Annotated in this window: 21 protein-coding genes; 2 read left to right on the top strand and 19 right to left on the bottom strand. The window is 69.6% G+C overall.

Annotation, left to right across the window (positions count from 1 at the left end):
* Positions 1–4: 4 nt before the first annotated feature.
* Positions 5–1,534 (top strand): bifunctional aminoglycoside phosphotransferase/ATP-binding protein, encoded by a 1,530-nt coding sequence (locus RZE77_RS30910; RefSeq protein ID WP_319442500.1) that lies wholly within the window; start codon positions 5–7, stop codon positions 1,532–1,534.
* A gap of 88 nt (positions 1,535–1,622) precedes the next feature.
* On the opposite strand, the gene RZE77_RS30905 is transcribed toward RZE77_RS30910, so the two are convergent.
* From RZE77_RS30905 to RZE77_RS30875, 7 genes are all read right to left on the bottom strand, one after another.
* Positions 1,623–1,802, bottom strand: coding sequence for a YgaP family membrane protein (locus RZE77_RS30905; RefSeq protein WP_319442499.1), 180 nt, complete (start codon positions 1,800–1,802; stop codon positions 1,623–1,625).
* A 99-nt stretch (positions 1,803–1,901) separates the two neighbouring features.
* A complete protein-coding gene (locus tag RZE77_RS30900) occupies positions 1,902–3,098 on the bottom strand; it encodes an NnrS family protein (protein WP_319442498.1) in 1,197 nt (398 codons plus the stop codon).
* Positions 3,099–3,100: 2 nt separating this feature from the next.
* On the bottom strand, positions 3,101–4,204 hold the full coding sequence (locus tag RZE77_RS30895) for a hypothetical protein (protein ID WP_319442497.1): 1,104 nt from the start codon (positions 4,202–4,204) through the stop codon (positions 3,101–3,103).
* A 50-nt stretch (positions 4,205–4,254) separates the two neighbouring features.
* Complete coding sequence (locus RZE77_RS30890) at positions 4,255–4,599, bottom strand: metal-sulfur cluster assembly factor (protein ID WP_319442496.1); 345 nt, start codon at positions 4,597–4,599, stop codon at positions 4,255–4,257.
* Complete coding sequence (locus RZE77_RS30885) at positions 4,596–5,063, bottom strand: Rrf2 family transcriptional regulator (RefSeq protein ID WP_319442495.1); 468 nt, start codon at positions 5,061–5,063, stop codon at positions 4,596–4,598. Before RZE77_RS30885 ends, RZE77_RS30890 begins: the two co-directional genes overlap by 4 nt.
* An 18-nt stretch (positions 5,064–5,081) precedes the next feature.
* The gene (locus tag RZE77_RS30880; protein ID WP_319442494.1) at positions 5,082–7,394 is read right to left on the bottom strand and encodes a nitric-oxide reductase large subunit; all 2,313 of its coding nucleotides are present in this window, start codon (positions 7,392–7,394) and stop codon (positions 5,082–5,084) included.
* 28 nt (positions 7,395–7,422) lie between these two features.
* Entirely contained in the window at positions 7,423–7,722 is a 300-nt protein-coding gene (locus RZE77_RS30875; protein WP_319442493.1) for a DUF2249 domain-containing protein, read from the bottom strand.
* A gap of 129 nt (positions 7,723–7,851) precedes the next feature.
* Between RZE77_RS30875 and RZE77_RS30870 the strand changes: the two genes are divergently transcribed.
* Complete coding sequence (locus tag RZE77_RS30870) at positions 7,852–8,268, top strand: ribonucleotide reductase subunit alpha (protein ID WP_319443445.1); 417 nt, start codon at positions 7,852–7,854, stop codon at positions 8,266–8,268.
* A gap of 10 nt (positions 8,269–8,278) precedes the next feature.
* On the opposite strand, the gene RZE77_RS30865 is transcribed toward RZE77_RS30870, so the two are convergent.
* The 12 genes from RZE77_RS30865 to RZE77_RS30810 are packed head-to-tail and all read right to left on the bottom strand — an operon-like array spanning position 8,279 to position 24,628.
* A complete protein-coding gene (locus tag RZE77_RS30865; protein ID WP_319442492.1) occupies positions 8,279–9,160 on the bottom strand; it encodes an acyltransferase in 882 nt (293 codons plus the stop codon).
* On the bottom strand, positions 9,151–9,789 hold the full coding sequence (locus RZE77_RS30860; protein ID WP_319442491.1) for a nitroreductase family protein: 639 nt from the start codon (positions 9,787–9,789) through the stop codon (positions 9,151–9,153). The genes RZE77_RS30865 and RZE77_RS30860 overlap by 10 nt, the downstream gene beginning before the upstream one ends.
* Positions 9,786–12,176 carry an adenosylcobalamin-dependent ribonucleoside-diphosphate reductase gene (locus tag RZE77_RS30855; protein ID WP_319442490.1) on the bottom strand — a complete coding sequence of 797 codons (2,391 nt, stop codon included), beginning with the start codon at positions 12,174–12,176 and terminating at the stop codon, positions 9,786–9,788. The genes RZE77_RS30860 and RZE77_RS30855 overlap by 4 nt, the downstream gene beginning before the upstream one ends.
* Positions 12,173–13,405, bottom strand: a complete 1,233-nt coding sequence (locus RZE77_RS30850) for an NAD(P)H-dependent flavin oxidoreductase (RefSeq protein ID WP_319442489.1) — start codon at positions 13,403–13,405, stop codon at positions 12,173–12,175. Before RZE77_RS30850 ends, RZE77_RS30855 begins: the two co-directional genes overlap by 4 nt.
* On the bottom strand, positions 13,389–14,069 hold the full coding sequence (locus tag RZE77_RS30845) for a carbonic anhydrase (protein WP_125966172.1): 681 nt from the start codon (positions 14,067–14,069) through the stop codon (positions 13,389–13,391). The genes RZE77_RS30850 and RZE77_RS30845 overlap by 17 nt, the downstream gene beginning before the upstream one ends.
* Positions 14,066–14,845, bottom strand: coding sequence for a peptidylprolyl isomerase (locus RZE77_RS30840; protein WP_319442488.1), 780 nt, complete (start codon positions 14,843–14,845; stop codon positions 14,066–14,068). Before RZE77_RS30840 ends, RZE77_RS30845 begins: the two co-directional genes overlap by 4 nt.
* Positions 14,842–15,636, bottom strand: coding sequence for a respiratory nitrate reductase subunit gamma (gene narI / locus RZE77_RS30835; RefSeq protein ID WP_319442487.1), 795 nt, complete (start codon positions 15,634–15,636; stop codon positions 14,842–14,844). The genes RZE77_RS30840 and narI overlap by 4 nt, the downstream gene beginning before the upstream one ends.
* Positions 15,633–16,316: a nitrate reductase molybdenum cofactor assembly chaperone gene (gene narJ, locus RZE77_RS30830; protein ID WP_319442486.1), complete on the bottom strand. Its 684-nt coding sequence runs from the start codon at positions 16,314–16,316 to the stop codon at positions 15,633–15,635. The genes narI and narJ overlap by 4 nt, the downstream gene beginning before the upstream one ends.
* Before the next feature lie 16 nt (positions 16,317–16,332).
* A complete protein-coding gene (gene narH, locus RZE77_RS30825; RefSeq protein WP_319442485.1) occupies positions 16,333–17,865 on the bottom strand; it encodes a nitrate reductase subunit beta in 1,533 nt (510 codons plus the stop codon).
* Between the two features lie 14 nt (positions 17,866–17,879).
* The gene (locus RZE77_RS30820) at positions 17,880–21,668 is read right to left on the bottom strand and encodes a nitrate reductase subunit alpha (protein ID WP_319442484.1); all 3,789 of its coding nucleotides are present in this window, start codon (positions 21,666–21,668) and stop codon (positions 17,880–17,882) included.
* 45 nt (positions 21,669–21,713) lie between these two features.
* Complete coding sequence (locus tag RZE77_RS30815; RefSeq protein WP_319442483.1) at positions 21,714–23,366, bottom strand: MFS transporter; 1,653 nt, start codon at positions 23,364–23,366, stop codon at positions 21,714–21,716.
* On the bottom strand, positions 23,363–24,628 hold the full coding sequence (locus RZE77_RS30810) for an MFS transporter (RefSeq protein WP_319443444.1): 1,266 nt from the start codon (positions 24,626–24,628) through the stop codon (positions 23,363–23,365). Before RZE77_RS30810 ends, RZE77_RS30815 begins: the two co-directional genes overlap by 4 nt.
* Between the last annotated feature and the right edge of the window lie 172 nt (positions 24,629–24,800).

Raw genomic sequence — 24,800 nt, 5'->3', positions numbered from 1 at the left:
ACAGATGGACACGACACTGGTTCAGGCACTGCGCGACGCGCTGCAACGCGAAACCGGCGCGCGCGTCGAGCTGGTCGAGACGCACATCTCGTGGGTGCTGCTGACGGCCACGCTCGCCTACAAGCTCAAGAAGCCGGTGCGCTTTCCTTTCGTCGACTTCTCAAGCATCGCGGCCCGCAGGCATTTCTGCGAGGAAGAACTGCGCCTGAACCGGCGCTTCGCGCCGTCGCTGTACCTGGACGTGGTGCCGGTGTGCGGCGCGCCCGAGGCGCCGCGGCTCGGCGGCGACGGCGTTCCGATCGACCACGTGGTCCGCATGCGGCGCTTTCCGGAGTCGTCGCTGCTGCGCAACCTGCTGGCGGACGGCCGGCTGGAGCCGGTCCGGCTCGACCGCTTCGCACAGCAACTCGCGGCGCTGCAGGGCGCGGCCGCGCGCGTGGTGCCGCCCTCGGCTTTCGGTGCGCCAGACGCCATCGTTCGCGCAGCCGTCGACGTCGTGAGCCAGTTGCTCGAGCAGCGCAGCGACGGCCGCCTCGCGGCACTGGCCGAATGGGTGCGCGAACGGGCGCTGGCGCTGCAGATGGCCTGGATCGTGCGCCAGCAGGGTGGCGCAGTGCGCGAATGCCACGGCGACCTGCACATGGCCAATATCGTCATGGTGGACGGCGAACTCACCGCCTTCGACTGCATCGAGTTCGATCCCATGATGCGCCGGATCGACGTGATGAGCGACATCGCATTCCTCACCATGGACCTGAAGGCCCATGGCCGCGCCGACCTCGCGTTCCGCTTCCTGGATGCGTGGCTGCAGCACAGCGGCGACCATGCGGGCCTGCAGGTGCTCGGCTTCTACGAGGTGTACCGGGCGCTGGTGCGGGCCATGGCCGCGGGCCTGGGACCGCAGGCCGCGGCGGCTCCGGCCGGCGCATCGAAGCCCGACTACCTGGCGTGCGCCGCGCAGCTGGCGCAAAGCCCGCGAGGGCGCGCGCGCCTGCTGATCACGCACGGGTTCTCGGGTTCCGGCAAGTCGACCATCGCCTCGCAGCTGCTGTGCGCCGCGGGCGCGGTGCGCATCCGTTCCGACGTGGAGCGCAAGCGCCTGTTCGGCCTCGCTCCGCTCGCCCGCTCCGTCGAGCAGGGTCTGGCCATCTACGGCGCGCAGGCTACGCGGCAGACCTTCGAGCGCCTGCGCGCCTGCGCGCGCGACGCGTTGCTGGCGGGGTATCCGGTGATCGTGGATGCGGCCTTCCTGCGCCGCGCGGAGCGGCGCAGCTTCCAGGTGCTGGCGGCGGAGCTCGGCCTGCCTTTCGCGATCCTGGACTGCCGTGCCGCCGAACCCGTGCTGCGCCACCGCGTGGCCGAGCGCGGGGCTTCGGGCACGGACGCGTCGGAGGCCAGCCTGGAGGTGCTGGCGCGCCAGCTTGCGGCGCACGAGCCGCTGGAGGCCGACGAGCGCGCGCTGGCCATCGAGGTCTTCACCGAGGACGCGGTGGACATCGCCTCGCTCGAGGCGCGCTGGCGCGCGAAGACCTGACTCGCAGCGAAGCCGTCGCTCCGCCGGCTTTCTTGGACGGCGGGTCGAGCGTTCACCACGCGTCCGGCGGACGCGCTTGCCGGCCGTGTCAACGGGTGTCCAGGCCGAGCAGCGAATAGAGCGGGCAGCCGCCGGCCACTCCCGTGAGCAATCCCAGCACCCCCACGTAGCCCCAGGACCCGATGGTGCCCGGCGCGGCAAGCGAAAGCAGCAGCATGCCCGATGCGATGCGCAGGGTGCGGTCGAGGATTCCAAGGTTGTTCGACATCCGGTTCTCTCTCCTGGCTGGAGCGCCACGGCAGGCATCCTGCACGCGAGGCGGGCGGGCCGCATTGCGATGGATCAAGCGCCCGCCTCGACGGCGTGCTCAGCCGGGCTTGCCGTCCGCCCGTGCCCGGGTCAGCACGGGCCAGTAGCGCACGGCAAACAGGCCGAAGCCCAGGCTCCAGAATGCGGCAGAAAAAAGGACTGCGGCGACCGTGTGGGCCGGCGCTGCCAGCGGCACGAGAATCCGCACCAGCGCGGCGAGCAGCACCAGCACGAAGCAGGCGGTGTCGAACTGGTCGGCGCGCAGCACCCGGCCGGTGTGGCCGCGCGCCGTGCGCACCATCATGCCGATGATGAGCCCGCCTGCGGCGCCCACGGTCAGCGCATGGGTGGCGAGCGATGCCGCCACCGCGCCGTGCAGCGCGAGCGCCCGCAGCGCCAGGTGCACCGGAATCCACGCATAGGCCACGTGCAGCACCAGCACCAGCGTGTTGGCGGGCGCCTTCCAGGGCCGCCAGAGCAGCCAGCGCGCGAGATGCGCAAGTGCCGCCGCCAGCGCGACGGCCGTCCCGGCCATCGGTGGCAGGCCCGCGGCGTCGGCCAGCAGCAGCGCGAGCACCAGCCCCAGCGCGGCCTTTTCGACCAGGGCGTGCCGCGTGGCACCGGCGCCCGAGATGCCGTTGTTGGTGAACATCGGCACCACCCGGCCCGCCATCACGGCCATGATGAACAGCAGCACGTCCAGCGCCAGCTGGATGCCCAGCCATGCCGGCACCTCGATCACGCCGAGCGCCGACAGGTGAAAGGCGAATGCGGCGCCCGAGAGCAGCAGCAGCAGGCCGACGAAGAAGTAGTTGCGCCGGTTGCGCGCGGCCACCAGCGGGCGCGCCAGCGCCAGCGCGCAGGCCAGCGGGAACGCCGCGTTGGCCACCGCGGCGGTCCACGCGAAGGGCGTGAGCACGAGCACGCGGCCCGCCACCCAGAGCACCGCCAGCGCCGCCAGCGGCAGGCCCGTGGGCGTGGGCTGGCCCGACCAGTTGCGCCCCGCGGTGAAGAGGAAGCCGACGATCACCGCCAGCGTGAAGCCGAACAGCATCTCGTGCGCATGCCACATCGGCCCCTGCAGGTAGGCGGTGGGCAGCCAGCCGGCGAACTGCATCGCCCACAGCGCGATGGACAGCGCGGCGAAGCCGCTGGCCAGCAGGTAGAAGGGGCGAAAGCCGAGCTGCCACAGCGCAAACGCCGGCGCCCGCGTGGATGGAGGCTGTGCAGGTTCGAGCGGAATGAAGGATGCCACGGTCAGGCCTTTCGGGCGCCCTCGGCGCCATGTTGGATGCGCCACGCGACGGCCGCGCCGGCCACCGTGACGGCAAAGAAGACGATCGCGGCCGCATTGAGCGAAGCGCCGGCGGCGCGCAGCGGATCGCTGAAGCTCCCCAGCACCAGCCGCACGACCAGCGACAGGTGCAGCGCGGCCAGCGGCAGGTAGAAGAAGGCGCCGAAGCGCAGCTTGATGCGCGCGATGGCCGGCAGCACGACGGGCGCATGCCCCATCACCATGCTGACGACGAAGCCCAGCCCCAGCGCGTGCAGCGCGATGTCGCGGGTCGGCCCGCCGAGCGCGGCCGCGGCCCAGGCCACGCCGGCGACGCCGAGCCAGGCATAGCCGCCCAGCAGGCAGACCGCCATGTAGCGGCTGATGCCGTGCGTGGCCACCGTGCGCCGCGCGATGTCGAACACCGCGAGCCACGCGGCCAGCAGCACGAGCGCCGCGCCGTAGACCAGTCCGCCGGCGCGCGGGGCCGTGCCCGACCATGCGGCGCCGGCCAGCAGCAGCGCCAGCACCGCCTGCAGCGTCAGGCTGGCCGCAGGACGCCGGCGCATGAGCCGCGTCATCTCGAGCCGCTCGGCCGCGATCGTCATGACCAGGAAGGCGAACCACCACGGGAACACGGCGCCGCCGTCGCGGCCGAACGCGAACAACAGATTGCCGGCCACCCACGCCGCCGCGGCGGCCGCGAGCAGCAGCGTGTGCGCCGCGCGCTGGCGCCACACGACCACCGCGTTGACCGCCAGGAAGAACACCGCCGCCGCCACGCCGAGCCACGCGCCGGCGGCCTGCTGCCCGAAGGCCAGGCACAGCGCGCCGGTGCCCGATGCCAGCGGCGCCGCGAATGCCCAGCGATGCTTGACGGCCACGGCGCGCTCGATGCCGATGGCCGTGCCCAGGAAACCGCAGATCATCAATGCGGCATGCGCCAGCAGCAGCTGGCTCGCCGCGGCGAACGAGAGCGGGTCCGGCAGCGCGACGCCGAGCCGCCAGAGCCCGCCCGCGATGCCGCCCACCAGCGACGCGCCGGCCAGCGCGCCGAACAGCACACGCGCGAGAACCCGGCCGCGCACCGGCGATGTGCTCGCTGGCCGTCCCCTGCGGGCGACGGGGCTTGCAGTGCCTACCATCCCATGAACTTTCTGGCGCCGGCACTCATGCGCTCCGGGCTCCAGGGCGGCTCCCACACCAGCTCGAGGCGGATCACGAGCTCGGGCGGCACCACCTTGTCGAGTTCGGCTTCCGCCTCGTCCATGATGAGATCGATCACCGGGCAGGCCGCGGAGGTCATCGTGAGCCGCACATGCGCCGTGGCGGCATCCACCGTGACGCCGTAGACCAGGCCCACGTCGACGATGTTCATCGAGATTTCCGGATCGACCACGCGCGCGAGCGCTGCTGCCAGCGGCTCGCGCAGCGGCTCGGGCCCTTCGTACGGGAAGGCGGCCGTGTCCGCGGGCGAGCTCACGCTTCCTCCCGTTCGGTGTGCGCCGCGCCGATGCGCCCTGCCAGGAACACCGTGGCCAGCGCCTCGCGGTTGCGCACGAGGTCGGCCAGCGTGTAGCGCTGCAGCACCGCATGGAACGCCGCCACCGCTTCACCCAGGATGCCCTGCAGCCGGCAGAGGCCCGTGATGCGGCAGGCGCCGCCGCCTTCTCCAAAGCATTCCACGAGGGCGCCGCCCTCGGTGCGCTGCACCACGTCGCCGATGTTGATGGCCTCGGGCGGCTTTGCGAGCGCCAGGCCGCCGCCCTTGCCGCGGACGTTGGCCAGCCAGCCCTGCTTGCCGAGGAAGTGCACCACCTTCGTCAGGTGATGCTCCGACACCGCGAAGGAGGCGGCGATCTCGCCGATGGTGGCGCGGCGCTCCGGCTGCGCGGCCAGGTAGATCAGCACGCGCAGGCTGTAGTCGGTGAAGGCGGTGAGCTTCATGGCTTTGATCGCGCCGCGTCACTGCTCGGCCACATGGCCGGCCTGGACCGCAAGGCCGTGGCGGCCCTTGGCGTGCGGCCGGGCTTGCGTTGCCGCTTGTGCGGCCGGGCGGCGCAGCAGGCGCAGCGCATAGGCCGCGAGCAGCACCGCGCCCAGCGCAAAGACGATGTCGCCCGGCACCCGCATCCACACCAGCGCCTCCATCACGCGGGAATGCACGACCTCGGCCGAGCGCGCGAACCACAGCCCCTGCGTGACGCTGGCCCAGGCCTGGTAGATGCCCGCGGGCAGCAGCGACAGGAACACCATCATCGCCAGGCCGATGTTGAGGCTCCAGAACGCCGGCCTGAGCAGCCGGTCAGCATGCAGCTGGCGCTCGTAGAGGCCGCGCAGGCAGAACAGCATCAGCCCGATGCCCAGCATGCCGTAGACGCCGAAGAGTGCGGCATGGCCGTGTGCGGCCGTCATGTTGAGCCCCTGCACGTAGTAGAGCGAGGCCGGCGGATTGATCGCGAAGCCGAGCACGCCGGCGCCGATCGTGTTCCAGAAGCCGACGGCCACGAAGCACATGACGATCCACTTGTAGGCGCCGAGCCAGGGCATGGCCTGCGAGCGGCGCCAGGTCTGCAGAGCCTCCAGCCCGATCAGCGTGAGCGGCACCACTTCGAGCGCCGAGAACACCGCGCCCACGGCGATCACCGAGGTCGGCGTGCCCGTGAAGTAGAGGTGGTGCAGCGTGCCCAGGATGCCGCCGAACAGGAACACGATGGTCTCGGCGATGATGGCGCGGTTGGCGCTTTCGGTGCGCACCAGGCCCAGGCGCGTGAAGATCAGCGCGACCACGGCGGTGGCGAACACCTCGAAGAAGCCTTCCACCCAGAGGTGCACCAGCCACCAGCGCCAATACTCGATCATCGAGTAGTGCGTGTGCTGCCCCCAGACCAGCGAGGTCGAATAGAAGCCGCCGATGCAGGTGGCCGACAGGAACACCATCGCGATCAGGCCGCGCGAGGCCGAAGGCTTGACCAGCGCGGGCCACAGCGCGCGGCCCAGCAGGAAGACCCAGAACAGCAGGCCCACGAACAGCAGCACCTGCCAGACGCGGCCCATGCTGGTGTATTCGAGGCCCTGGTTGCCGAGCCAGAAGCTGAAGTCGACGCCGCGGTGCTGCAAGGTGCCGAGCCAGCCGGTCAGCGTGGAGCCGACCACGATGGCGATCAGCGCCCAGAACAGCACGTCGACCCCGAGCTTCTGCAGCCGGGGCTCGCGGCCGGACAGCAGCGGCGCGATGTACAGGCCCGTGGCCAGCCATGCGGTGGCGATCCAGAAGATGCCGACCTGCGTGTGCACCGTGCGGCTCACCACGTAGGGCAGCAGCTCGGCCAGCGGAAGGCCGAAGAACGAATCGCCCTCGACCGCGTAGTGCGCCGTGACGATGCCCATCGCGATCTGCAGCAGCATGAGGCCGATCACCGCAAAGAAGTACTTGCGCGTGGCCTTCATCGAGGGCGTTGCCACGGCGCCCAGCAGCGGGTCTGCCTGGGGCGGCTGCGCCTCGGCTTCGTGCTTGCGGCTGCCGTGCAGCCACAGCATGGCCGCAATGGCCGCCAGCAGCAGGCAGATGCTGACCATCGACCAGACCGCGGCCGAGCTGGTCATGGTGTTGCCCACCAGCGGCTCGTGCGGCCAGTTGCTGGTGTAGCTGAGGCCCGTTTCCCCGGGCCGGTCGGTGGCCGCGGCCCAGGAGGTCCAGAAGAAGAAGGCGGTGAGCGCCTGGCGGTCGGCGCGGTCGGGCAGCGTGCCCGGCGTCATCGCGTACTGGCCGCGCAGCGTGGCGTGCGAGCTGCTGTCGCCGAACAGCGCGTCGTAGTGCGCCGCCACTTCCCGGATCGCTTGCGCGCGGTCGGCCGGCACGGTGATCACGCCGCTGGCGGCGTCGTAGGTGTTGCGCCGCATCTGCTCGACCACCGTGGCCGCGAGCGCGCCGCGGTCCGCCGGGCTCAGCGAGTCGAAGTCCTTGCGAAAGGCCTGGGCGTGGCGGTTGCGCAGTGCCACGGCCTCGCGGTGCAGCCAGTCGGCGGACCAGTCGGGCGCCACGTAGCTGCCGTGGCCCCACACAGAGCCCAGCTGCTGCCCGCCGGTGGAAAGCCAGACCTGCTGGCCGCGCCGGATCTGCTCGCCGGTGAAGATCGGCTCGCCGTCGGAGCTGATGACCGCGCTCGGAATCGGCGGCGCGGTCAGGTAGATCTGCACGCCCAGGTAGCCGAGCGCGCCGAACGACAGCACGAAGATGAAGGCGAGCCAGCGCCACAGCCGGTTGTTGTTGCTCATGACATGTCCTTGATTCAATGAGGCAGCATCAGCGGCGCTCGGCGCCGCCGCATCCACCGCAGCAGCCGCCGCTCGCGTGCGCGTCGAAAGCCGGCACCTTGGTGATGGCCACGCGCCAGACCGAGGGGCCCTCCTCGAGGTAGTTCCATGCGAACCGGTCGGGCCATTGCGACTGGAACTGCGCATACAGCGGCCGGGGATCGTGGTCGTTCACCAGTTCGATGGCGCTGCCGACGTCGAGGGCGGCAAAGGTGGAGAAGATGTGCGCGTGGCGAAAGCGCGGCTCGAGCCTGCGGACATCGATGACGGAGGAGGGTGCGGATTTCATGGGTTTTCCTCGGTGGGAGCGAAGGGATCTGAAAGGTGTATTTCGAATGCACCTATGCTAGGAAGGCGCGTGCGGCACCGCTTGATCTGCATCAACAACAAGAGCGAAGGCAGCGGCGACGCTCGCGGCATGCCTTCCTCTTCTTCATCCTCTCTTTTCGATCAGCTGCTGCAGGCCGCGGCGGCCCAGCCCGAGCCGCAGCGCCTGCTGTTCGTGTTCGCCGAAGCCGAATTGCCCGGCGATGCCGATGCGGTGCAGCGCGCGCGTTTCGAGGCGGGGGAGGGCGGCGCGCTGACGCCCGTGGCCTGCGTGGAAAAAAGCCTGCCGGAGCTCAGCAGCTTTGCCGCGCTGGTGGCCGAATCGCGCCGCGCCAGCCTGCCCTGGCGCGTGATGTTCGCGGCCGGCCTGTCCGGCGCCAACGGCCAGCCGCCTTCGGCCGAACGCATCGACAGCGCGCTCGAGGCGATGGTCGAGGGCGTGCGAAGCGGGTCCTTCGGCGGCTATCTCGCGCTCGACACCGAGGGCCGGGCGGTGCGGTTCGGCTGAGGCGCCCCGGCTACTTTCGAACGCCGCGGCGCGCCGCCAGCCGCTCCTGGATCAGGCGGTCCTTGTCCTGCCACTGGGCTTCGATCCACTTGCGGGTGTGCGCGCGGCGCGCCTTGTCGCCCGGCGGATCCGTGCCTAGCAGATGGGGTGGTATGGCGCGCTGGCGGACATCGACCGCCACGGCCCGCACGTCGCCGCACAAGAGCGCCCAGAAGCTCGGCGTCCCTTCGGGGTAGACGATGGTCACGTCGAGCATCGCCTCGAACTGCCCGCCCATGGTGGCCAGCGCCACGCCAAGGCCGCCCGTCCGGGGCTCGAGCAGATGGCGGTAGCTGCTGTTCTGCGCGGCATGCTTGGCTGCGGTGAAGCGCGTGCCCTCGACGAAGTTGATGACGGCCGTCGGCACGCGCTTGAACTTCTCGCACGAACGCCGCGTGGTCGCAAGGTCGCTGCGACCGGTGCCGCGGCCGCGCTTCATGAAAGGAAAGTCGAGCGCCCACCACGCCAGCCCGATGACCGGCACCCAGACGAGCTCGCGCTTGAGGAAGAACTTGAGGAAGGGAATGCGCCCGTGGAAGATGCGCTGCAGCACCAGGATGTCGACCCAGCTCTGGTGGTTGCTCGACACCAGGTACCAGCCGCGCGGGTTCAGGCCCTCGACGCCGCGCACCTGCCATGGCGTGGGGCACGCGCTCGCGATCCATGCGTTGTTGACCGCGACCCAGCCGCCGGCCAGCCCGTTCAGCAACCGGTCGCAGCCGGCGCGCACGCGGTCGGCCGGCACCAGCAGCTTGACCAGCGCCGGCGGCACCATCAGCGCGAACGCGAGCAGCGTGTTCAGGCCGAGCAGCAGCGTGTTGAGTGCACCGCGCACGGCAGGCATCAGCCGCATGGCGAAAGCTCCGGCGCGCCGCCCAGTTCGCGCGTGTAGCGGCTGGGCGCGGGCCGCGCAGGACCGGCCTTCGGCGCCGTCACCGAACCCACGCTGACGAAGCACAGCGGCTCGTCGTGCCGGTCCAGTGCGAACAGGGCGCGCAGCGCGTCCGACTGCAGCGCCTTGCCGCTGGTCAGCGCCGAGCCGTAGCCCAGGGCGGTCGCGGCCAGCAGCATGTTCTGGATGGCGCATCCGGCCGACAGGATGCGCTCGGTGGCCGGGATCTCCTCGCTGCCGGGGCCCATCCGAACGATCGCGAGCATCAGCAGCGGCGCGCGGAAGGCCTTCTCGCGCGCCTGGCCCTGCTGCTCGGGCGTGGCGGCGTCGTCGCGCTGCAGCAGCGCCTGCGCGAACACATCGGCGAGGCGCCCGCGCTGCGGCGGCGGCACGACGACGAAGCGCCAGGGCACCAGGCCGCCGTGGTCCGGCGCCGAGGCTGCTGAGCCGAGGATCTGTTCGAACTCGGCACGATCGGGCCCCGGCGCGCCGAGCCGTTTGGGCAGCACGGTGCGGCGCGCCTCCATCAGCGCGGCCAGTTGCCGCGCGCTCGCGGGCGGCTCGGCCGCAGCATGGGCCACCGCATTCATCCGCAGCTCCCGAGGTGTCCGCACTGCGTGCAGTAGTCGCAGCCGTCCTTGCGGATCATGGCGTGGGCGCCGCATTCGGGGCACTTGGCGCCCGCCATCGGGGCCGCCGCGGCCACCGGCGCTGCCGGCACGTCCGGTGCCGCGGGCGCCTGGCCCGCGCGGCGCGCGATCAGCTGCTGGATCGCATAGGCGATGGCGCCCACTTCGGAGTCGTGCCACATCGGCACCTGGGTGCCGTCGGCCTTCAGGTGGTGGCCCAGGCGCACCGGCCCGCGGTCCCAGGCGACCTTGCGCATGTCGGCGAGCGCGCGTTCGAGAAAACCGCCGCGCGCGGCCAGCGACAGCAGCCGCATGCTCGCGGTGATCCATTGCTGCGACTCGCCGCTCTGGCCCACCGGCATGAAGAATTCCACCGCCCGCTCGCGGCCGTCGGCCAGCGGCAGGAAGGACACCACCAGGTAGAGCGTCTGCCGGCCCTGCTGCGTCCAGTACTCGATCTTCTCGGCGACGGCATCCAGCGCGCCCTTCGGGCGGCTCTCGATCATCGCGCGCATCGGATCGGCGGCGATGCGGGTCTCCGGCTGCACCGCCGGCGCGACCTCCAGCACGGCGCCCAGGATGCCGTTGGGCCGGTAGGTGGCCAGGCCCTTGAGGCGGGCGGTCCAGGCCTGCAGGTAGAGGCCCTTGAAGTCCTCGTAGGGATAGTCGGCGGGCACGTTCACTGTCTTCGAGATGGCGGTGTCGACGAAGGGCTGCACCGCTTCCATCATCGCCAGGTGCCCGGCCGCGGGCATCGACAGGGCCGAGACGAAGTACGGCGGCAGCCGGTCGGTGTCGCCGCCCAGGAAGCGGTACAGGCGCCAGGCGTGGTCCTCCACGTCGTACTCGGTGGTGCTGCCGTCGGCCTCGCGCTTCTTGCGCCGGTAGCTCCACGAGAACGCGGGCTCGATGCCGTTGGAGGCGTTGTCGGCGAAGGCCAGGCTCACCGTGCCCGTGGGCGCGATCGAGACCAGGTGGCTGTTGCGGATGCCGTGCATGCGGATCTGCTCCTGCAGCGCAGGGTCCAGGCGGCTCGCGAAGGTGCCGTGCGCCAGGTAGCGCTCCGCGTCGAACAGCGGGAACGCGCCTTTCTCGCGCGCCAGCGCCACCGAGGCGGCATAGGCGGCATCCCGCAGGCAGCGCGCGATGCGCACCGCCATGGCCCGGCCCTCGGGCTGGTCGTAGCGCAGGCACAGCATGGTGAGCGTGTCGCCCAGTCCCGTGAAGCCCACGCCGATGCGGCGCTTGGCCATGGCCTCGGCGCGCTGCTGGGGCAGGGGCCAGAAGGTGAGGTCCAGCACGTTGTCGAGCGCACGCACCTGCAGCGCCACGGCTTCGCCGAAGCGCGCGAGATCGAAGTGCGCCGCACCGCCGATGCCGAAGGGATGGTCCACGAAGCGCGTCAGCACGATCGGCCCGAGGTCGCAGCATCCGTAGGGCGGCAGCGGCTGCTCGCCGCAGGGGTTGGTCGCCTCGATGTGCTCGCAGTAGCGCAGGTTGTTGTCGTTGTTGATGGTGTCGGTGAACAGGATGCCGGGCTCGGCGAAGTCGTAGGTCGAGCGCATCACCAGGTCCCACAGCTCGCGCGCCGGCAGGCTGCGGTAGACCCAGCTGCCGTCGGCGGCCTGCGCCGCACCGCGCGCGATCAGCTCGGCGCCGGGCCTGGCGCTGTGCACCAGCGGCCATTCCTCGTCGTCCGCCAGCGCACGCATGAACTTGTCGCTCACCGCCACCGACACGTTGAAGTTGTTCCAGCGCCCCGGCGTGCGCTTGGCCGTGATGAAGTCCAGCACGTCGGGGTGGTCGATGCGCAGCACGCCCATCTGCGCGCCGCGGCGCGCGCCCGCGCTCTCCACCGTGGCGCAGGAGCGGTCGAACACGTCGATGTAGCTGCACGGGCCCGATGCCGTGGACGCGGTGGTGCGCACCTGCGCGCCGCGCGGTCGGATGCGCGAGAAGTCGTAGCCGACGCCGCCGCCGCGGCGCATGGTCTCGGCGGCCTCGCGCAGCGCCTCGTAGATGCCCGCGTAGCCCCCGGCGTCCTGGCCCTGGATGCAGTCGCCCACCGGCTGCACGAAGCAGTTGATCAGCGTGGCCTCCAGCTCGGTGCCCGCGGCGCTCATGATGCGGCCGGCGCCGATCGCGCCGGCGCGCAGGTTGGCGAGGAAGCGCGCCTCCCATGGCGCGCGTTCTTCCTCGGCTTCGACCAAGGCCAGCGCACGCGCCACGCGCGCGAACAGGGCCTCGACGTCGGTCTCGCCCGGCTTCAGGTATTTTTCATGCAGCACGTCGCGGCTGATGGGCTGCACGGGCAGCGGCTCCATTTTTTTGGCGTCTTCGCGCTTCATGCCGCGGCCTCCCCGGCCAGGCCGGCCGGACGGATGCCGCCGAGCAGCCATCGCATCAGGTCGCGCACGGGACGGATCTCGCTGCCGAAGGGCAGCGTCCCCGCACCGCGGAAGAACAGGCCGCGGTCGAGGTGGCCTTCCAGCGCGTGCCCCAGCGTCTTGTCGATGCAGAACTGGCCCCAGCTCGGGGTGCCGTCGCGCAGGCCGCAGTGCGCCAGGCAGTCGAAGCGCATGGTGCAGCTTTCCTTCTTGTGCGCCTTGTGCTGCAGCCGCGGCTCCAGCCGCAGGTACTTGTCGAGCCATGGCGTGCGCACCGCGCGCGCCGGCAGGCCGGCAGTGCTGACGAACTCGACGATGTCGGCGGGCTGGGCGTCGGCCAGCACCTGCTTGAAGGCCGGGTGCGCATCGCATTCGGCGGTCACCGCGAACGCGGTGCCCAGCTGCACCGCCGCGGCGCCGATGCCCTGCAGGCGCCGGATGTCTTCCAGGCTGCCGATGCCGCCGGCCGCGATCAGCGGAATGCGCCCCTCGAGGCCGGCCGTCTTGAAGAATTCGAGCACCTGCGGAATGGCGACCTCGAAGTCGAAGCGCGGGTCCTGCAGGTCGGCCACCTTGGCAGCGCCCAGGTGGCCGCCCGCGAGCCGCGGATGCTCGATCACGATGGCGTCGGGCAGGCGGCCCTTCTTCTCCCACTTGCGCACCACCAGCTGCACGCCGCGCGCATCCGAGAGGATGGGGATCAGCGCCACCTCGGGATGGTCGCGCGCGAGCTCGGGCAGGTCCAGCGGCAGGCCAGCGCCCACCACCAGCGCGTCGATGCCGCAGGCCATGGCGTGGCGCAGGTAGGCCTCGTAGGCGGTCAGCGCCTTCATCACGTTCACGGCCACCAGGCCGCGCCCGCCGGAGAGCTCGCGTGCCCGCGCGATCTCGCGGCCCAGCGCCTCGAGGTTGGCGGTATCGATGCGCTGCCCGGCGTCCGGCTCGGCATTCAGGTGGGCGGTGCGGGCCATCAGGTCGGGATGCAGCCGGCGCAGGTCGACGGCCGAGATCGTGCCCATGCCGCCCAGCCCGGCGACCGTGCCGGCCAGCCGGCCGGCCGACACGCCCACGCCCATGCCGCCCTGGATCACGGGAAGGCGTTCGACGCCCTTGAGGCGCCAGTTGCGCAGGCCCGCATCACGCGAAAGCGCTTGCAGGGCGATTGCTGTTTCGTCAGAGGATCGATCCATCATGTTCCACATAAGGTTGATAGGGGCCGGTGCCGGCGTTGGAGGCGAGCGAGGCGGGCACGAAGTCGCCCGCCTGGGCATCGAACACATGGACTTCGCCTTCCTCGATCACGTAGTGCCAGCCATGCAGCGTGAGCGCGTTGCGCTCGACGCGGCTGCGCACCATCGGGTAGGCCATCAGGCGCTCGAGCTGCAGCACCACCGCGCGCTGTTCGCTGCGGCGCAGCGCGGCGGGGCTGGGACGCACCGGCAGCAGCGCCTCGTCGGCCAGCCGCAGCCATGACTTGAGCGCAACCGCTTCGTCCGCCACGCCTTCGTAGGCCGCGCGGATCGCGCCGCAGTGGCTGTGGCCGCACACCACGATGCGTTCGACCTTCAGCTCGAGCAGCGCGAATTCGATCGCGGCCACCGTGCCATGCAGCCCGTGCGATCCGTCGCAGGGCGGTACGAACGCGCCGACGTTGCGGATGATGAAGAGTTCGCCCGGGCCGGTGCCGGTCAGCAGGTAGGGCATCAGCCGCGAGTCCGAGCAGCCGATGAAGAGCGTCTTCGGATGCTGGCCTTCGGCGACCAGGTCCTGGAAGCGCTGCTGGTGCCGCGGAAAATAGTCGGAGCGGAACCTGCGCAGGCGCAAGAGCAGGTCGTCAGGTTCCTGGGCGGTCATTGCACCAGCGGGGAGTCCGCCCCTTCGAGGACCAGGCCGTTCAGCTCGGCGCGGCCGGCCAGCAGCTGCATGTACTGGTGCAGGGCCTTGGCGCGCGATTGCTGGGCCAACTGCACCGCGATGCGCGGGCCCACCTCTTCGAAGGATTGCCGGCGCCCCGCATCGCGCGCGAGCACCTCGACGATGTGGAAGCCGTAGCGGCTGTGGACCAGACGCGGATGCAGGCCCAGCGCATCGAGCCGCTCGGTGTTGTGGAACAGCTCGGCCGTGAGCTCGTCGGCGCAATCGTCCGGGCCGATCCAGCCGAGGTCGCCACCATCGGCGCCGCTCGGGCAGTTGGACAAGGTCCGCGCGAGTTCGGCGAAGCGGCCGGGCGCGGCCTCCCTGTGGCGCAGTTCGAGCAGGGCCTGCTCGGCGCGCGCGGCCAGCGCCGCCACGTTGATGCCGTCCGTCACGGCAAACAGGATGTGGCGTGCATGCACGCGGCGGCCGATGGCGAAGTGCGCGCTGCGCGCCGCGTAGTAGCGGCGGCACTCGTCCTCGCTGGCCGCGGGCACCTCGATCTCGTCGTCGAGCATCTGCTGGATCACCGCCTGCTCGGCTGTGTTGAGGCGCGGCGCGAGAAGCGCATCCGAAGGCGGCAGCAGCCCGCGCACGACGGCCTCTTGCCGCAGCAGCTCGGCCCAGGCCGCCTCGCGCAGGCTGTATTCGTCCGGACGTTCGCCCGGCAGGTGCAGCGCGACGCCGTTGATCGCCGCGCATTCGCCGGCGCTCACCGGGCCACCCCCGTCGACCTGGCCGCGGCGCCGCTTGGCACCGCCTTGGGCGGCGCATGCGGCGCGGCGCTCGGCGCGGCCGCCGATGCCGGCTTGCCGGACACCAGCGCCCGGCGGCTGCGCACCACCTGGTAGGGCCGGAAGACATAGCCCACCGTGGCGAAGCCGCTCCAGACATGCACCAGCCGCGTGAACGGGAAGACCAGGAAGATCGACATGCCGAGGAACATGTGGGCCTTGAAGACCCAGCTCGCGCCGTCCAGCAGTTCCACCGCACCGCCGCGGAAGGTGACGATGCGCTGCGCCCATTCGGCCAGCAGCACCATCATGCTGCCGTCCAGATGCTGCGCCGACAGCGGAATGGTCGCCAGGCCGAGTGCCAGCTGCAGCCACAGCAGCACCAGCAGCACGATGTCGCTGGTCCTGGAGTTGAGGCGGATGCGCTCGTCGCCGAGCCGCCGGTGCAGCAGGATCGTGACGCCGGCAAAGCCCAGCAGGCCGGCCACGCCGCCCGAGATCATCGCCACCAGCTGCTTGCTGCCGGCACCGATGAACGGCTCGTACAGGAAGTGCGGCGTCAGCATGCCGACGCTGTGGCCGAAGAACAGGAACAGCACGCCCACGTGGAACAGGTTGCTGCCCCAGCGCAGCTGGCCGGCGCGCAAGAGCTGCGAGGAGTCGCTCTTCCAGGTGTACTGGTCGCGGTCGAACCGGATCAGGCTGCCGATGAAGAAGACGCTCAGGCAGATGTACGGATAGATGCCGAAGATGAAGTTGTCGAGGGCGTTCATACGGGGGCTCCACTGGGGGCGGGTGCTGCCGCCTTGCGGACGATGTGGATGGGCTGCGCAGCGCCGGGCCGGGCCTGGCCCTGCGTGCTGCAGCCGTCGAAGACGATGGGCTCGGCCCAGCTCTCGTCGATCGGCTGGTCGTCGGCCACCGCCACCGCTTCGGCCTTGTGGCCGGCCAGCTCGATGACGGCCGCCAGCACGCTCGCGTAGGCGCTCTCGCGCTTGCGCAGCGCGCTGAAGATGGAAGCCAGGATGTGCGCCATCTCGCCGAGGAACGCACGCGCCACCGCCGCCGGCTGCGTGGAGGCGAACTCGAGCAGCACGCACAGGTGGTCGGGCGCTTCATGCGGTCCGAGCAGCAGTCCCGATTTCTCGTAGGTCTGGACCAGGTCGATCATGGCCGGGCCGCGCTCGCGCGAGTCGCCGTGCACATGCTCGAACAGGTGCAGCGAGGTGCTGCGGCCGCGGTCGAACAGTTCGACGAACTGCGTCTCGGCCTCGATCGGGTCGACCGAGACCAGCGCGCGGGCCAGTGCCCGCAGTTCCTTGCGGCGCGCCGGCGACAGCGCCGCTTCGGCGTCCATCGCATCGGCCAGCTGGGGCATGAGTGCGCGCGCCTCGGCATCGGGATAGCCGAGCAAGAGGGCGAGCGCGCGAAGGGTGTGGCGTTGGGTTTTCATCGTTTCGCTCCCGGCGTCAGACCTTGGCGTGGATCGGAATCGTGCGGCGCTTGGCGGCACCGAACAGGCTGGCTTCGGAGCTGCCGTCGGAGCAACCGTTGCCGAACGAGAAGCCGCAGCCGCCCTTCATGTCGAAGGTGTTCTCTGCGTACTCGCGGTGCGTCGAGGGGATCACGAAGCGGTCTTCGTAGTTGGCGATGGCCATCACCTGGTACATCTCTTCCACCTGCGCGGCGGTCAAGCCGACCTGCGCCAGCACGGCCGGGTCCGCGAAGTCGTCGACGTGCTTGCCGCGCTGGTAGGTGCGCATGGCCAGCATGCGCTCGAGCGCACGGATCACCGGCTCGGTGGCGCCCGCGGTCAGCAGGTTGGCCAGGTACTGCACCGGGATGCGCATCTGCGTGACGTCGGGAATCGCTCCCTTGGTGCCCACGTGGCCCGCGTTGGCGGCCGCGGTGATCGGCGACAGCGGCGGCACGTACCAGACCATCGGCAGCGTGCGGTACTCGGGGTGCAGCGGCAGCGCCACCTTCCACTCCATCGCCATCTTGTAGACCGGGCTCTTCCTCGCGCCTTCGAGCCAGGCCTCGGGAATGCCGTCGCGCCGGGCCTGCGCGATCACTTCCGGATCGTGCGGGTCGAGGAAGATGCCGAGCTGGGCTTCGTACAGGTCCTTCTCGTCCGGCACGCTGGCCGCTTCCTGGATGCGGTCGGCGTCGTACAGCACCACGCCCAGGTAGCGGATGCGCCCGACGCAGGTTTCGGAGCAGACGGTGGGCTGGCCGGCTTCGATGCGTGGGTAGCAGAAGATGCACTTCTCGGCCTTGCCGCTTTGCCAGTTGTAGTAGATCTTCTTGTAGGGGCAGCCCGAGACGCACATGCGCCAGCCGCGGCACTTGTCCTGGTCGATCAGCACGATGCCGTCTTCCTCGCGCTTGTAGATCGAGCCCGAGGGGCAGGAAGCCACGCACGCCGGATTCAGGCAGTGCTCGCACAGCCTGGGCAGGTACATCATGAAGGTGTTCTCGAACTGGCCGACCATCTCCTTCTGCACCGCGTCGAAGCTGTCCAGGTTGGCGTCCTTGCTGCGCTTGGAGAATTCGCCGCCCAGGATCTCTTCCCAGTTCGGGCCCCACTCGATCTTCTCCATGCGCTTGCCGGTGATCAGGCTGCGCGGGCGCGCGGTCGGCGGTGCCTTCATCGCAGGGGCCGACTGCAGGTGTTCGTAGTCGAAGGTGAAGGGCTCGTAGTAGTCGTCGATCTGCGGCAGGTTGGGGTTGGAGAAGATGCGCATGAGCAGGCTCCACTTGCCGCCCTGGCGCGGCTCGATGGAGCCGTCGGGCTTGCGCACCCAGCCTCCCTGCCATTTGCCCTGGTTCTCCCATTCCTTGGGGTAGCCGATGCCGGGCTTGGTCTCGACGTTGTTGAACCAGGCGTACTCGACGCCGGGCCGGCTGGTCCAGACGTTCTTGCAGGTGACCGAGCAGGTGTGGCAGCCGATGCACTTGTCCAGGTTCAGGACCATGCCGATTTGCGCGCGTATTTTCATCGTGGGTACCTCGTTCAAACCGCCGCCGCGGCGGCCGCGTGGGGCGCGTCCGCGGGCGTGTCGAGCCAGTCGACCTTGTTCATCTTGCGCACCACCACGAATTCGTCGCGGTTGGTGCCGATGGTTCCGTAGTAGTTGAAGCCATAGCTGAACTGCGCGTAGCCGCCGATCATGTGGGTGGGCTTCAGCACGATGCGGGTCACCGAGTTGTGGATGCCGCCGCGCGTGCCGGTGATCTCGGAGCCCGGCGTGTTGATGATCTTCTCCTGCGCGTGGTACATCATCACCATGCCCGGATTGACGCGCTGGCTCACCACCGCGCGCGCCGCAATGGCGCCGTTGATGTTGAACAGCTCGACCCAGTCGTTGTCGACAATGCCGGCGCTCTTCGCGTCGTCCTCCGACAGCCATACCACCGGCCCGCCGCGGTTCAGCGTGAGCATCAGCAGGTTGTCGGTGTAGGTGGAGTGGATGCCCCACTTCTGGTGCGGCGTGATGAAGTTGAGCTGGATCTCCTTGTTGCCGTTGCTGCGGATGTTGTGGATGTCCTTGGTGGTCTTCAGGTCGACCGGCGGGCGGTAGACCGCCAGGCTCTCGCCGAAGGCGCGCATCCACGGATGGTCCAGGTAGAACTGCTGGCGGCCGGTCAGGGTGCGCCATGGGATCAGCTCGTGGACGTTGGTGTAGCCGGCGTTGTAGGAGACCTTCTCGCTCTCGATGCCGCTCCAGGTGGGCGAGGAGATGATCTTGCGCGGCTGCGCCTGGATGTCGCGGAAGCGGATCTTCTCGTCCTCGCGGTAGATCGCCAGGTGCGTGTGGTCGCGTCCGGTCTGCTTGCCCAGGGCCTTCCACGCCTTCACGGCCACGTGGCCGTTGGTTTCGGGCGCCAGCTGCAGCACGACTTCGCAGGCGTCGATGTCGGTGTCGATGCTCGGCATGCCCTCGGTGACGCCGGGGTCGGTGACGCGGCCGTTGAGGTTGCCGAGTTCGTCCACCTCCACTTCCGTGTTCCAGCCGATGCCCTTGCCGCCGTTGCCGATCTTCTTGAGCAGCGGGCCCAGCGCGGTGAAGCGCTTGTAGAGGTTGGGATAGTCGCGCTCGACCACCGCGATCTGCGGCGCGGTCTTGCCGGGGATCAGCTCGCACTCGCCGCGCTTCCAGTCGGCCACGCCGAAGGGCTGTGCCAGCTCGGCGGGCGAGTCGTGCATCAGCGGCGTGAGCACCACTTCCTTCTCGACGCCCAGGTGGCCCGGGCACATGGCGCTGAAGGTGCGTGCGAAGCCCTTGTAGATCTCCCAGTCGCTGCGCGCCTGCCATGCCGGGTCGACCGCGGTCGACAGCGGATGGATGAAGGGGTGCATGTCGCTGGTGTTGAGGTCGTTCTTCTCGTACCAGGTGGCGGTCGGCAGCACGATGTCCGAGTAGAGGCAGGTGGTGCTCATGCGGAAGTCGAGCGTCACCAGCAGGTCGAGCTTGCCCTCGGGCGCCTTGTCGTGCCAGACCACTTCGGTCGGCTTGGCGTCGTCGGGCCCGAGGTCCTTGCCCTGCACGCCGTGCGTGGTGCCCAGCAGGTGCTTGAGGAAGTACTCGTGCCCCTTGCCCGAGGAGCCCAGGATGTTGGAGCGCCACACGAACATGTTGCGCGGCCAGTTCGAGGGATGGTCGGGGTCTTCGCAGCTCATGCGCAGCGTGCCGTCCTTCAGCCCCCTGGCGGTGTAGGCCGCGCCGTCGAGGCCGGCGGCCTGCGCGTCGCGCGCCACCTGCAGCGGATTGGTCTGCAGCTGCGGTGCCGACGGCAGCCAGCCCATGCGCTCGGCGCGCACGTTGTAGTCGATCATCGTGCCGGCGAATGCGGCCTTGTCGGCCAGCGGGGACAGCACTTCCTCCATGCCGAGCTTCTCGTAGCGCCACTGGTCGGTGTGGGCGTAGAAGAAGCTCGTGGAGTTCATCTGCCGCGGCGGGCGGATCCAGTCGAGCGCGAAGGCCAGCGGCGTCCAGCCGGTCTGCGGGCGCAGTTTTTCCTGGCCCACGTAATGGGCCCAGCCGCCGCCGCTCTGGCCGATGCAGCCGCACATCATCAGGATGTTGATGACGCCGCGGTAGTTCATGTCGCTGTGGTACCAGTGGTTCATGGCCGCGCCGATGATCACCATCGACTTGCCGTGCGTCTTCTCGGCATTGGCCGCGAACTCGCGCGCCACGGTGATGACCTGGTCGCGCGGTACGCCGGTGATCTTTTCCTGCCAGGCCGGCGTGTAGGGCGTGTCGACGTCGTAGCCGGTGGCGGCCATCTCGCCCGGCAGGCCGCGCGCCAGGCCGTAGTTGGCGGCCTGCAGGTCGAACACCGTGGCGACCAGCGCGGTCTGGCCTTCCGCGCCGAGCGCGATGAGCCGCACCGGCACCGTGCGCACCAGCACGTCGCTTTGCGCGTTGTTCGGAAAGTGCTCGCTCTCGATGCCGCCGAAGTAGGGGAAGCCGATCTGCGCGGGCTGGATCGCCGTGGCCGCGTCGTCGAGCAGCGACAGCGTGAGCTTCACCTCGGCGCCGTGCTCCGCCTCCTTGGCCTCGAGGTTCCACTGCCCGGCATCGGCGCGGCCGTCCGCGCCCCAGCGAAAGCCGATGGCGCCCTGCGGCACCACCACGCGGCCGTCCTCGGCCAGCGCGACGGTCTTCCATTCGGGGTTGTTCGGCTGCCCGAGCCGGTCGTCGAAGTCAGAGGCCCGCAGGTAGCGGTCGGGCACCATCACTTGTTCGCCCGAGGGCAGGGTGTGCGCCTTGAGCATGACCAGCATCGGCAGGTCGGTGTAGCGGCGGGCGTAGTCGTCGAAGTAGGCGCTGCGCCGGTCGAAGTAGAACTCCTTGAGGATCACGTGGCCCATGGCCATGGCGACAGCGGCATCGGTGCCCTGCTTGGGATGCATCCACAGGTCCGACAGCTTGGCGACCTCGGAGTAGTCGGGCGTGATGGCGACCGTCTTGGCGCCCTTGTAGCGGACCTCGGTGAAGAAGTGCGCGTCCGGCGTGCGCGTCTGCGGCACGTTGGAGCCCCAGGCGATGATGTAGCTGGAGTTGTACCAGTCGGCCGATTCCGGCACGTCGGTCTGCTCGCCCCACACCTGGGGGCTGGCCGGCGGCAGGTCGCAGTACCAGTCGTAGAAGCTCATGCACACGCCGCCGATCAGGCTCAGGTAGCGGCTGCCCGCGGCGTAGCTCACCATCGACATGGCGGGAATCGGCGAGAAGCCGATGATGCGGTCGGGCCCGTGGCGGCGGATGGTGTGGATGTTGCTGGCCGCGACGATCTCGTTGACCTCGTCCCAGCCCGAGCGCGCGAAGCCCCCGAGGCCGCGCACGCTCTGGTAGCTGCGGCGCGTGGCCTCGTCCTGCACGATGGAGGCCCAGGCCTCGACGGGCGCGAGCGTCTTGCGCGCTTCGCGCCATGCCTTGAGCAGCGCGCCGCGCACCATCGGGTACTTGACGCGGTTGGCGCTGTACAGGTACCAGCTGTAGCTGGCGCCGCGCGCGCAGCCGCGCGGCTCGTGGTTGGGCATGTCCCAGCGGGTGCGCGGATAGTCGGTCTGCTGGGTTTCCCAGGTGACGATGCCGCCCTTGACGTAGATCTTCCACGAGCAGGAGCCCGTGCAGTTCACGCCGTGCGTGCTGCGCACGATCTTGTCGTGCGCCCAGCGCGTGCGGTAGGCGTCCTCCCAGGTGCGGTCTTCACCGGTGACCTGGCCATGGCCTTCGGCGAAGGATTCGCGCGGCTGCGCGAAGTAGGTCAGGCGGTCGAGAAAGTGGCTCATCGTGGGTCTTTCGTATGGGTTCGATTGGCTGGCTGACTGGTTGGCTCAAGGGTTCTTCACATAGGCGCCGCGGCGCAGGTAGAACCACCAGTTGAGAACGAGGCACAGCGCGTAGAACACGGCAAAGCCGTACATCGCGTACTGCGGCGTGCCGGCCTTGATCTGGGCGCCGATGACCACGGGCGCGATGAAGGCGCCGTAGGCCGCAATGGCGGAGGTCCAGCCCAGCACCGGGCCGGCCTTGGCGCGGTCGAAGATCACGCCGATGGTGCGGAAGGTGGAGCCGTTGCCGATGCCGCTGGCCGCGAACAGCAGCACGAACAGCAGCATGAAGGGCAGGAAATACTGTTCTGGCTGCGGCGAGCTGTAGGCCAGCAGCATCACGTAGCCCACGGCGGCCGAGGCCACCACCATCACCGCGGAGATCACCTGCGTGACGATCGACCCGCCCACCTTGTCCGAGATCCAGCCGCCCACCGGGCGGATCAGCGCGCCGACGAAGGGGCCGATCCACGCGTAGGTGAAGGCCGAGGGCGCGTTCGGGTTCTTCAGCGTGTGCTGCAGCACGCCGGCCGCGTCGGGCACGTGGCTGATGCCGAAGATCACCGCGATCGACAGCGGCAGCGCCATCGAGAAGCCGATGAAGGAGCCGAAGGTCACGATGTACAGGGCCGTCATCGACCACGTGTGCTTGTCGCGGAAGATCTCGAACTGCCTGGCGATGTTCTCCTTCATCGTGCCGAACGCGGCGAGCTTCATGGTGAACAGCGTGGCCACGATGATCAGCGGCATGGCCACCCACATGTTGAGCAGGCCCAGGCCCGTGGGCGCCGGCAGGTACAGGTACAGGCCCGCGATCGCCGGGGCGAACGACAGCGTGTACAGCCAGATGATCTTCAGGAAGGCCTGGACCACGCCGCCGGTGTCGGGTGAGACGGTGCGCAGGTTGTTCATGCCGAGCCAGCACAGGATCGACAGCGGCACCAGCGACAGCACCCAGGCGAAGCCCGCGTTCTGGATCCAGGTGGGCGTGCCGGCGGTGATCTTGCCCATGATCCAGCCGCTGTCCTTGAGCAGCGTCATCGGCTCGCCGCCGATGCTGCCCAGGAGGCCCACGGTCATCACCAGCGGGATGACGATCTGCATGGTCGTGACGCCGAAGTTGCCGATGCCCGCGTTCAGGCCCAGCGCGGTGCCCTGCAGGCGCTTGGGAAAGAAGGTGCTGATGTTGGACATCGAGCTGGCGAAGTTGCCGCCGCCCACGCCCGACCATAGCGCCATGAGCTGGAACACCCACAGCGGCCACTCCTTGTGCTGCAGCGCGATGCCGGTGCCGATGGCCGGCGCCAGCAGCATCGCCGTGGTCAGGAAGATGGTGTTGCGCCCGCCCGCCAGGCGGATCAGGAACGCCGCTGGAATGCGCATGGTGGCGCCGGCCAGGCCCGCGATGGCGGTGAGCGTGAACAGCTCGGCCTGGGTGAAGGGAAAGCCCAGGTTGTTCATCTGCACGGTGATGATTCCCCACATGCCCCACACCGCGAAGGCGCACAGCAGGGCGGGCACCGACAGCCACAGGTTGCGCCATGCGATGTGCCTGCCGGTGCTCTCCCAGAACTGCTCGTCCTCGGGGCGCCAGTCGGCGATGTCGGCGCGGCCGCCGGTTGTTCCCGGGGGAACGGCGATGGTGCTGGTGCTCATGATTCGGGTTCCAGGTTGAGGTTCGGGGTCCGTGCGCGCTTGACACCCATGACCTGGGTGCCGCGCACTTCGGTCCAGTACATCCAGACGAGAGAGACCCACACCACGCCGTACATCAGCATGAAGGCGCTCGAGCGGATGCCCGTGAGGTCCATCAGCGCGCCGAACATCACGGGCAGCACGAAGCCGCCCAACCCACCGGCCAGGCCGACGACGCCGCTGATCGCGCCGATGTTGGTGGGATAGTCGTCGCTGATGTACTTGAAGACGCTGGCCTTGCCGAAGGCCATGGCAATGCCGAGCACGAACATCAGCGCGGTGAAGCTGTAGACGTTCAGGCCGATGTGGAAGGTGCGCGGGCCGTTCACCGTGAGGAGCGTGAGATCGGTCTGCGGATAGCTCAGCAGGAACAGGCAGATCCAGCACACCCACATGACCCACCAGGTGACGCTGTGCGCGCCGTACCGGTCGGAGAGCCAGCCGCCCGCGGCGCGCAGCACGCCGCCCGGCAGCGAGAAGCAGGCCGCCAGCAGTGCGGCAATGCGAATGTCCAGGCCGTACTCGCCGACGTAGTACTGCACCATCCACAGCGAGATGGCGACATAGCCGCCGAACACGATGCTGTAGTACTGGCAGTAGCGCAGCACGCGCGGATCCTTCAGCGTCCTGAGCTGCTCGGCAAAGCCGGCGCTCTTGCCCGCCAGGTGCGCGGGATCGCTGGCGCTCAGCATCCAGAACAGGACCGTGGCGCCGAGCATGATCGCCGCGTAGACCTGCGGCACCACGGCCCAGCCGAAGGCCACCACGATGGCCGGCGCCACGAACTTGTTGACGGCCGCACCCGAATTGCCGGCGCCGTAGATGCCCATCGCAAAGCCCTGCCGACTGCGCGGAAACCAGCGCGCCACGTACGGCGTGCCGACCGAGAACGAGCCGCCCGCGAGTCCGACGAACATGCCCAGCACGATGAAGTGCCAGTACTGTGTGGCGTAGGACATCAGCCAGATGGCGGGCACGGTGGCGGCCATCAGCAGCGTCATGACGATGCGCCCGCCGAAGCGGTCGGTCCAGATGCCCAGCGGCACGCGCACCAGCGAGCCCGTGAGCACCGGCATCGCCGTGAGCAGGCCGAACTCGGTCGCGTTGAGGTTGAGCGCCTTGCGGATCGGGATGCCGATCACGCCGAACATCATCCAGACCATGAAGCAGACGGTGAACGCCAGCGTGCTCACAGCCAGCACGCGCCAGGCCTTGGCGGGCACGGCCTGGGTGGCCGATGGCGGCGAGAGTGGGGGGCTGGATGCGGTGGCGCGCTGCTGCACGGTGGGTCTCCTGAAGGGCTACCGGAGCTTAGGAAGAGGGCTTTCCGGGCGGCTTGATCCACATCAAGCGGCACCGCTTGCGCACAGACACACTGGGCCATGGATCAAGACC

The organism is Variovorax sp. SPNA7 (genome assembly GCF_033807855.1).
Lineage (GTDB): Bacteria > Pseudomonadota > Gammaproteobacteria > Burkholderiales > Burkholderiaceae_C > Variovorax > Variovorax beijingensis.
This window is presented reverse-complemented; position numbering and strand designations above follow the sequence as displayed.

Coding starts and splice junctions, on each gene's coding strand:
- RZE77_RS30910 (WP_319442500.1), top strand. CDS start 5: ATGGACACGACACTGGTTCAGGCACTGCGCGACGCGCTGCAACGCGAA.
- RZE77_RS30905 (WP_319442499.1), bottom strand. CDS start 1,802: ATGTCGAACAACCTTGGAATCCTCGACCGCACCCTGCGCATCGCATCG.
- RZE77_RS30885 (WP_319442495.1), bottom strand. CDS start 5,063: ATGAAGCTCACCGCCTTCACCGACTACAGCCTGCGCGTGCTGATCTAC.
- RZE77_RS30880 (WP_319442494.1), bottom strand. CDS start 7,394: ATGAGCAACAACAACCGGCTGTGGCGCTGGCTCGCCTTCATCTTCGTG.
- RZE77_RS30875 (WP_319442493.1), bottom strand. CDS start 7,722: ATGAAATCCGCACCCTCCTCCGTCATCGATGTCCGCAGGCTCGAGCCG.
- RZE77_RS30870 (WP_319443445.1), top strand. CDS start 7,852: ATGCCTTCCTCTTCTTCATCCTCTCTTTTCGATCAGCTGCTGCAGGCC.
- RZE77_RS30865 (WP_319442492.1), bottom strand. CDS start 9,160: ATGCGGCTGATGCCTGCCGTGCGCGGTGCACTCAACACGCTGCTGCTC.
- RZE77_RS30860 (WP_319442491.1), bottom strand. CDS start 9,789: ATGAATGCGGTGGCCCATGCTGCGGCCGAGCCGCCCGCGAGCGCGCGG.
- RZE77_RS30855 (WP_319442490.1), bottom strand. CDS start 12,176: ATGAAGCGCGAAGACGCCAAAAAAATGGAGCCGCTGCCCGTGCAGCCC.
- RZE77_RS30850 (WP_319442489.1), bottom strand. CDS start 13,405: ATGGATCGATCCTCTGACGAAACAGCAATCGCCCTGCAAGCGCTTTCG.
- RZE77_RS30845 (WP_125966172.1), bottom strand. CDS start 14,069: ATGACCGCCCAGGAACCTGACGACCTGCTCTTGCGCCTGCGCAGGTTC.
- narI (WP_319442487.1), bottom strand. CDS start 15,636: ATGAACGCCCTCGACAACTTCATCTTCGGCATCTATCCGTACATCTGC.
- narJ (WP_319442486.1), bottom strand. CDS start 16,316: ATGAAAACCCAACGCCACACCCTTCGCGCGCTCGCCCTCTTGCTCGGC.
- narH (WP_319442485.1), bottom strand. CDS start 17,865: ATGAAAATACGCGCGCAAATCGGCATGGTCCTGAACCTGGACAAGTGC.
- RZE77_RS30820 (WP_319442484.1), bottom strand. CDS start 21,668: ATGAGCCACTTTCTCGACCGCCTGACCTACTTCGCGCAGCCGCGCGAA.
- RZE77_RS30815 (WP_319442483.1), bottom strand. CDS start 23,366: ATGAGCACCAGCACCATCGCCGTTCCCCCGGGAACAACCGGCGGCCGC.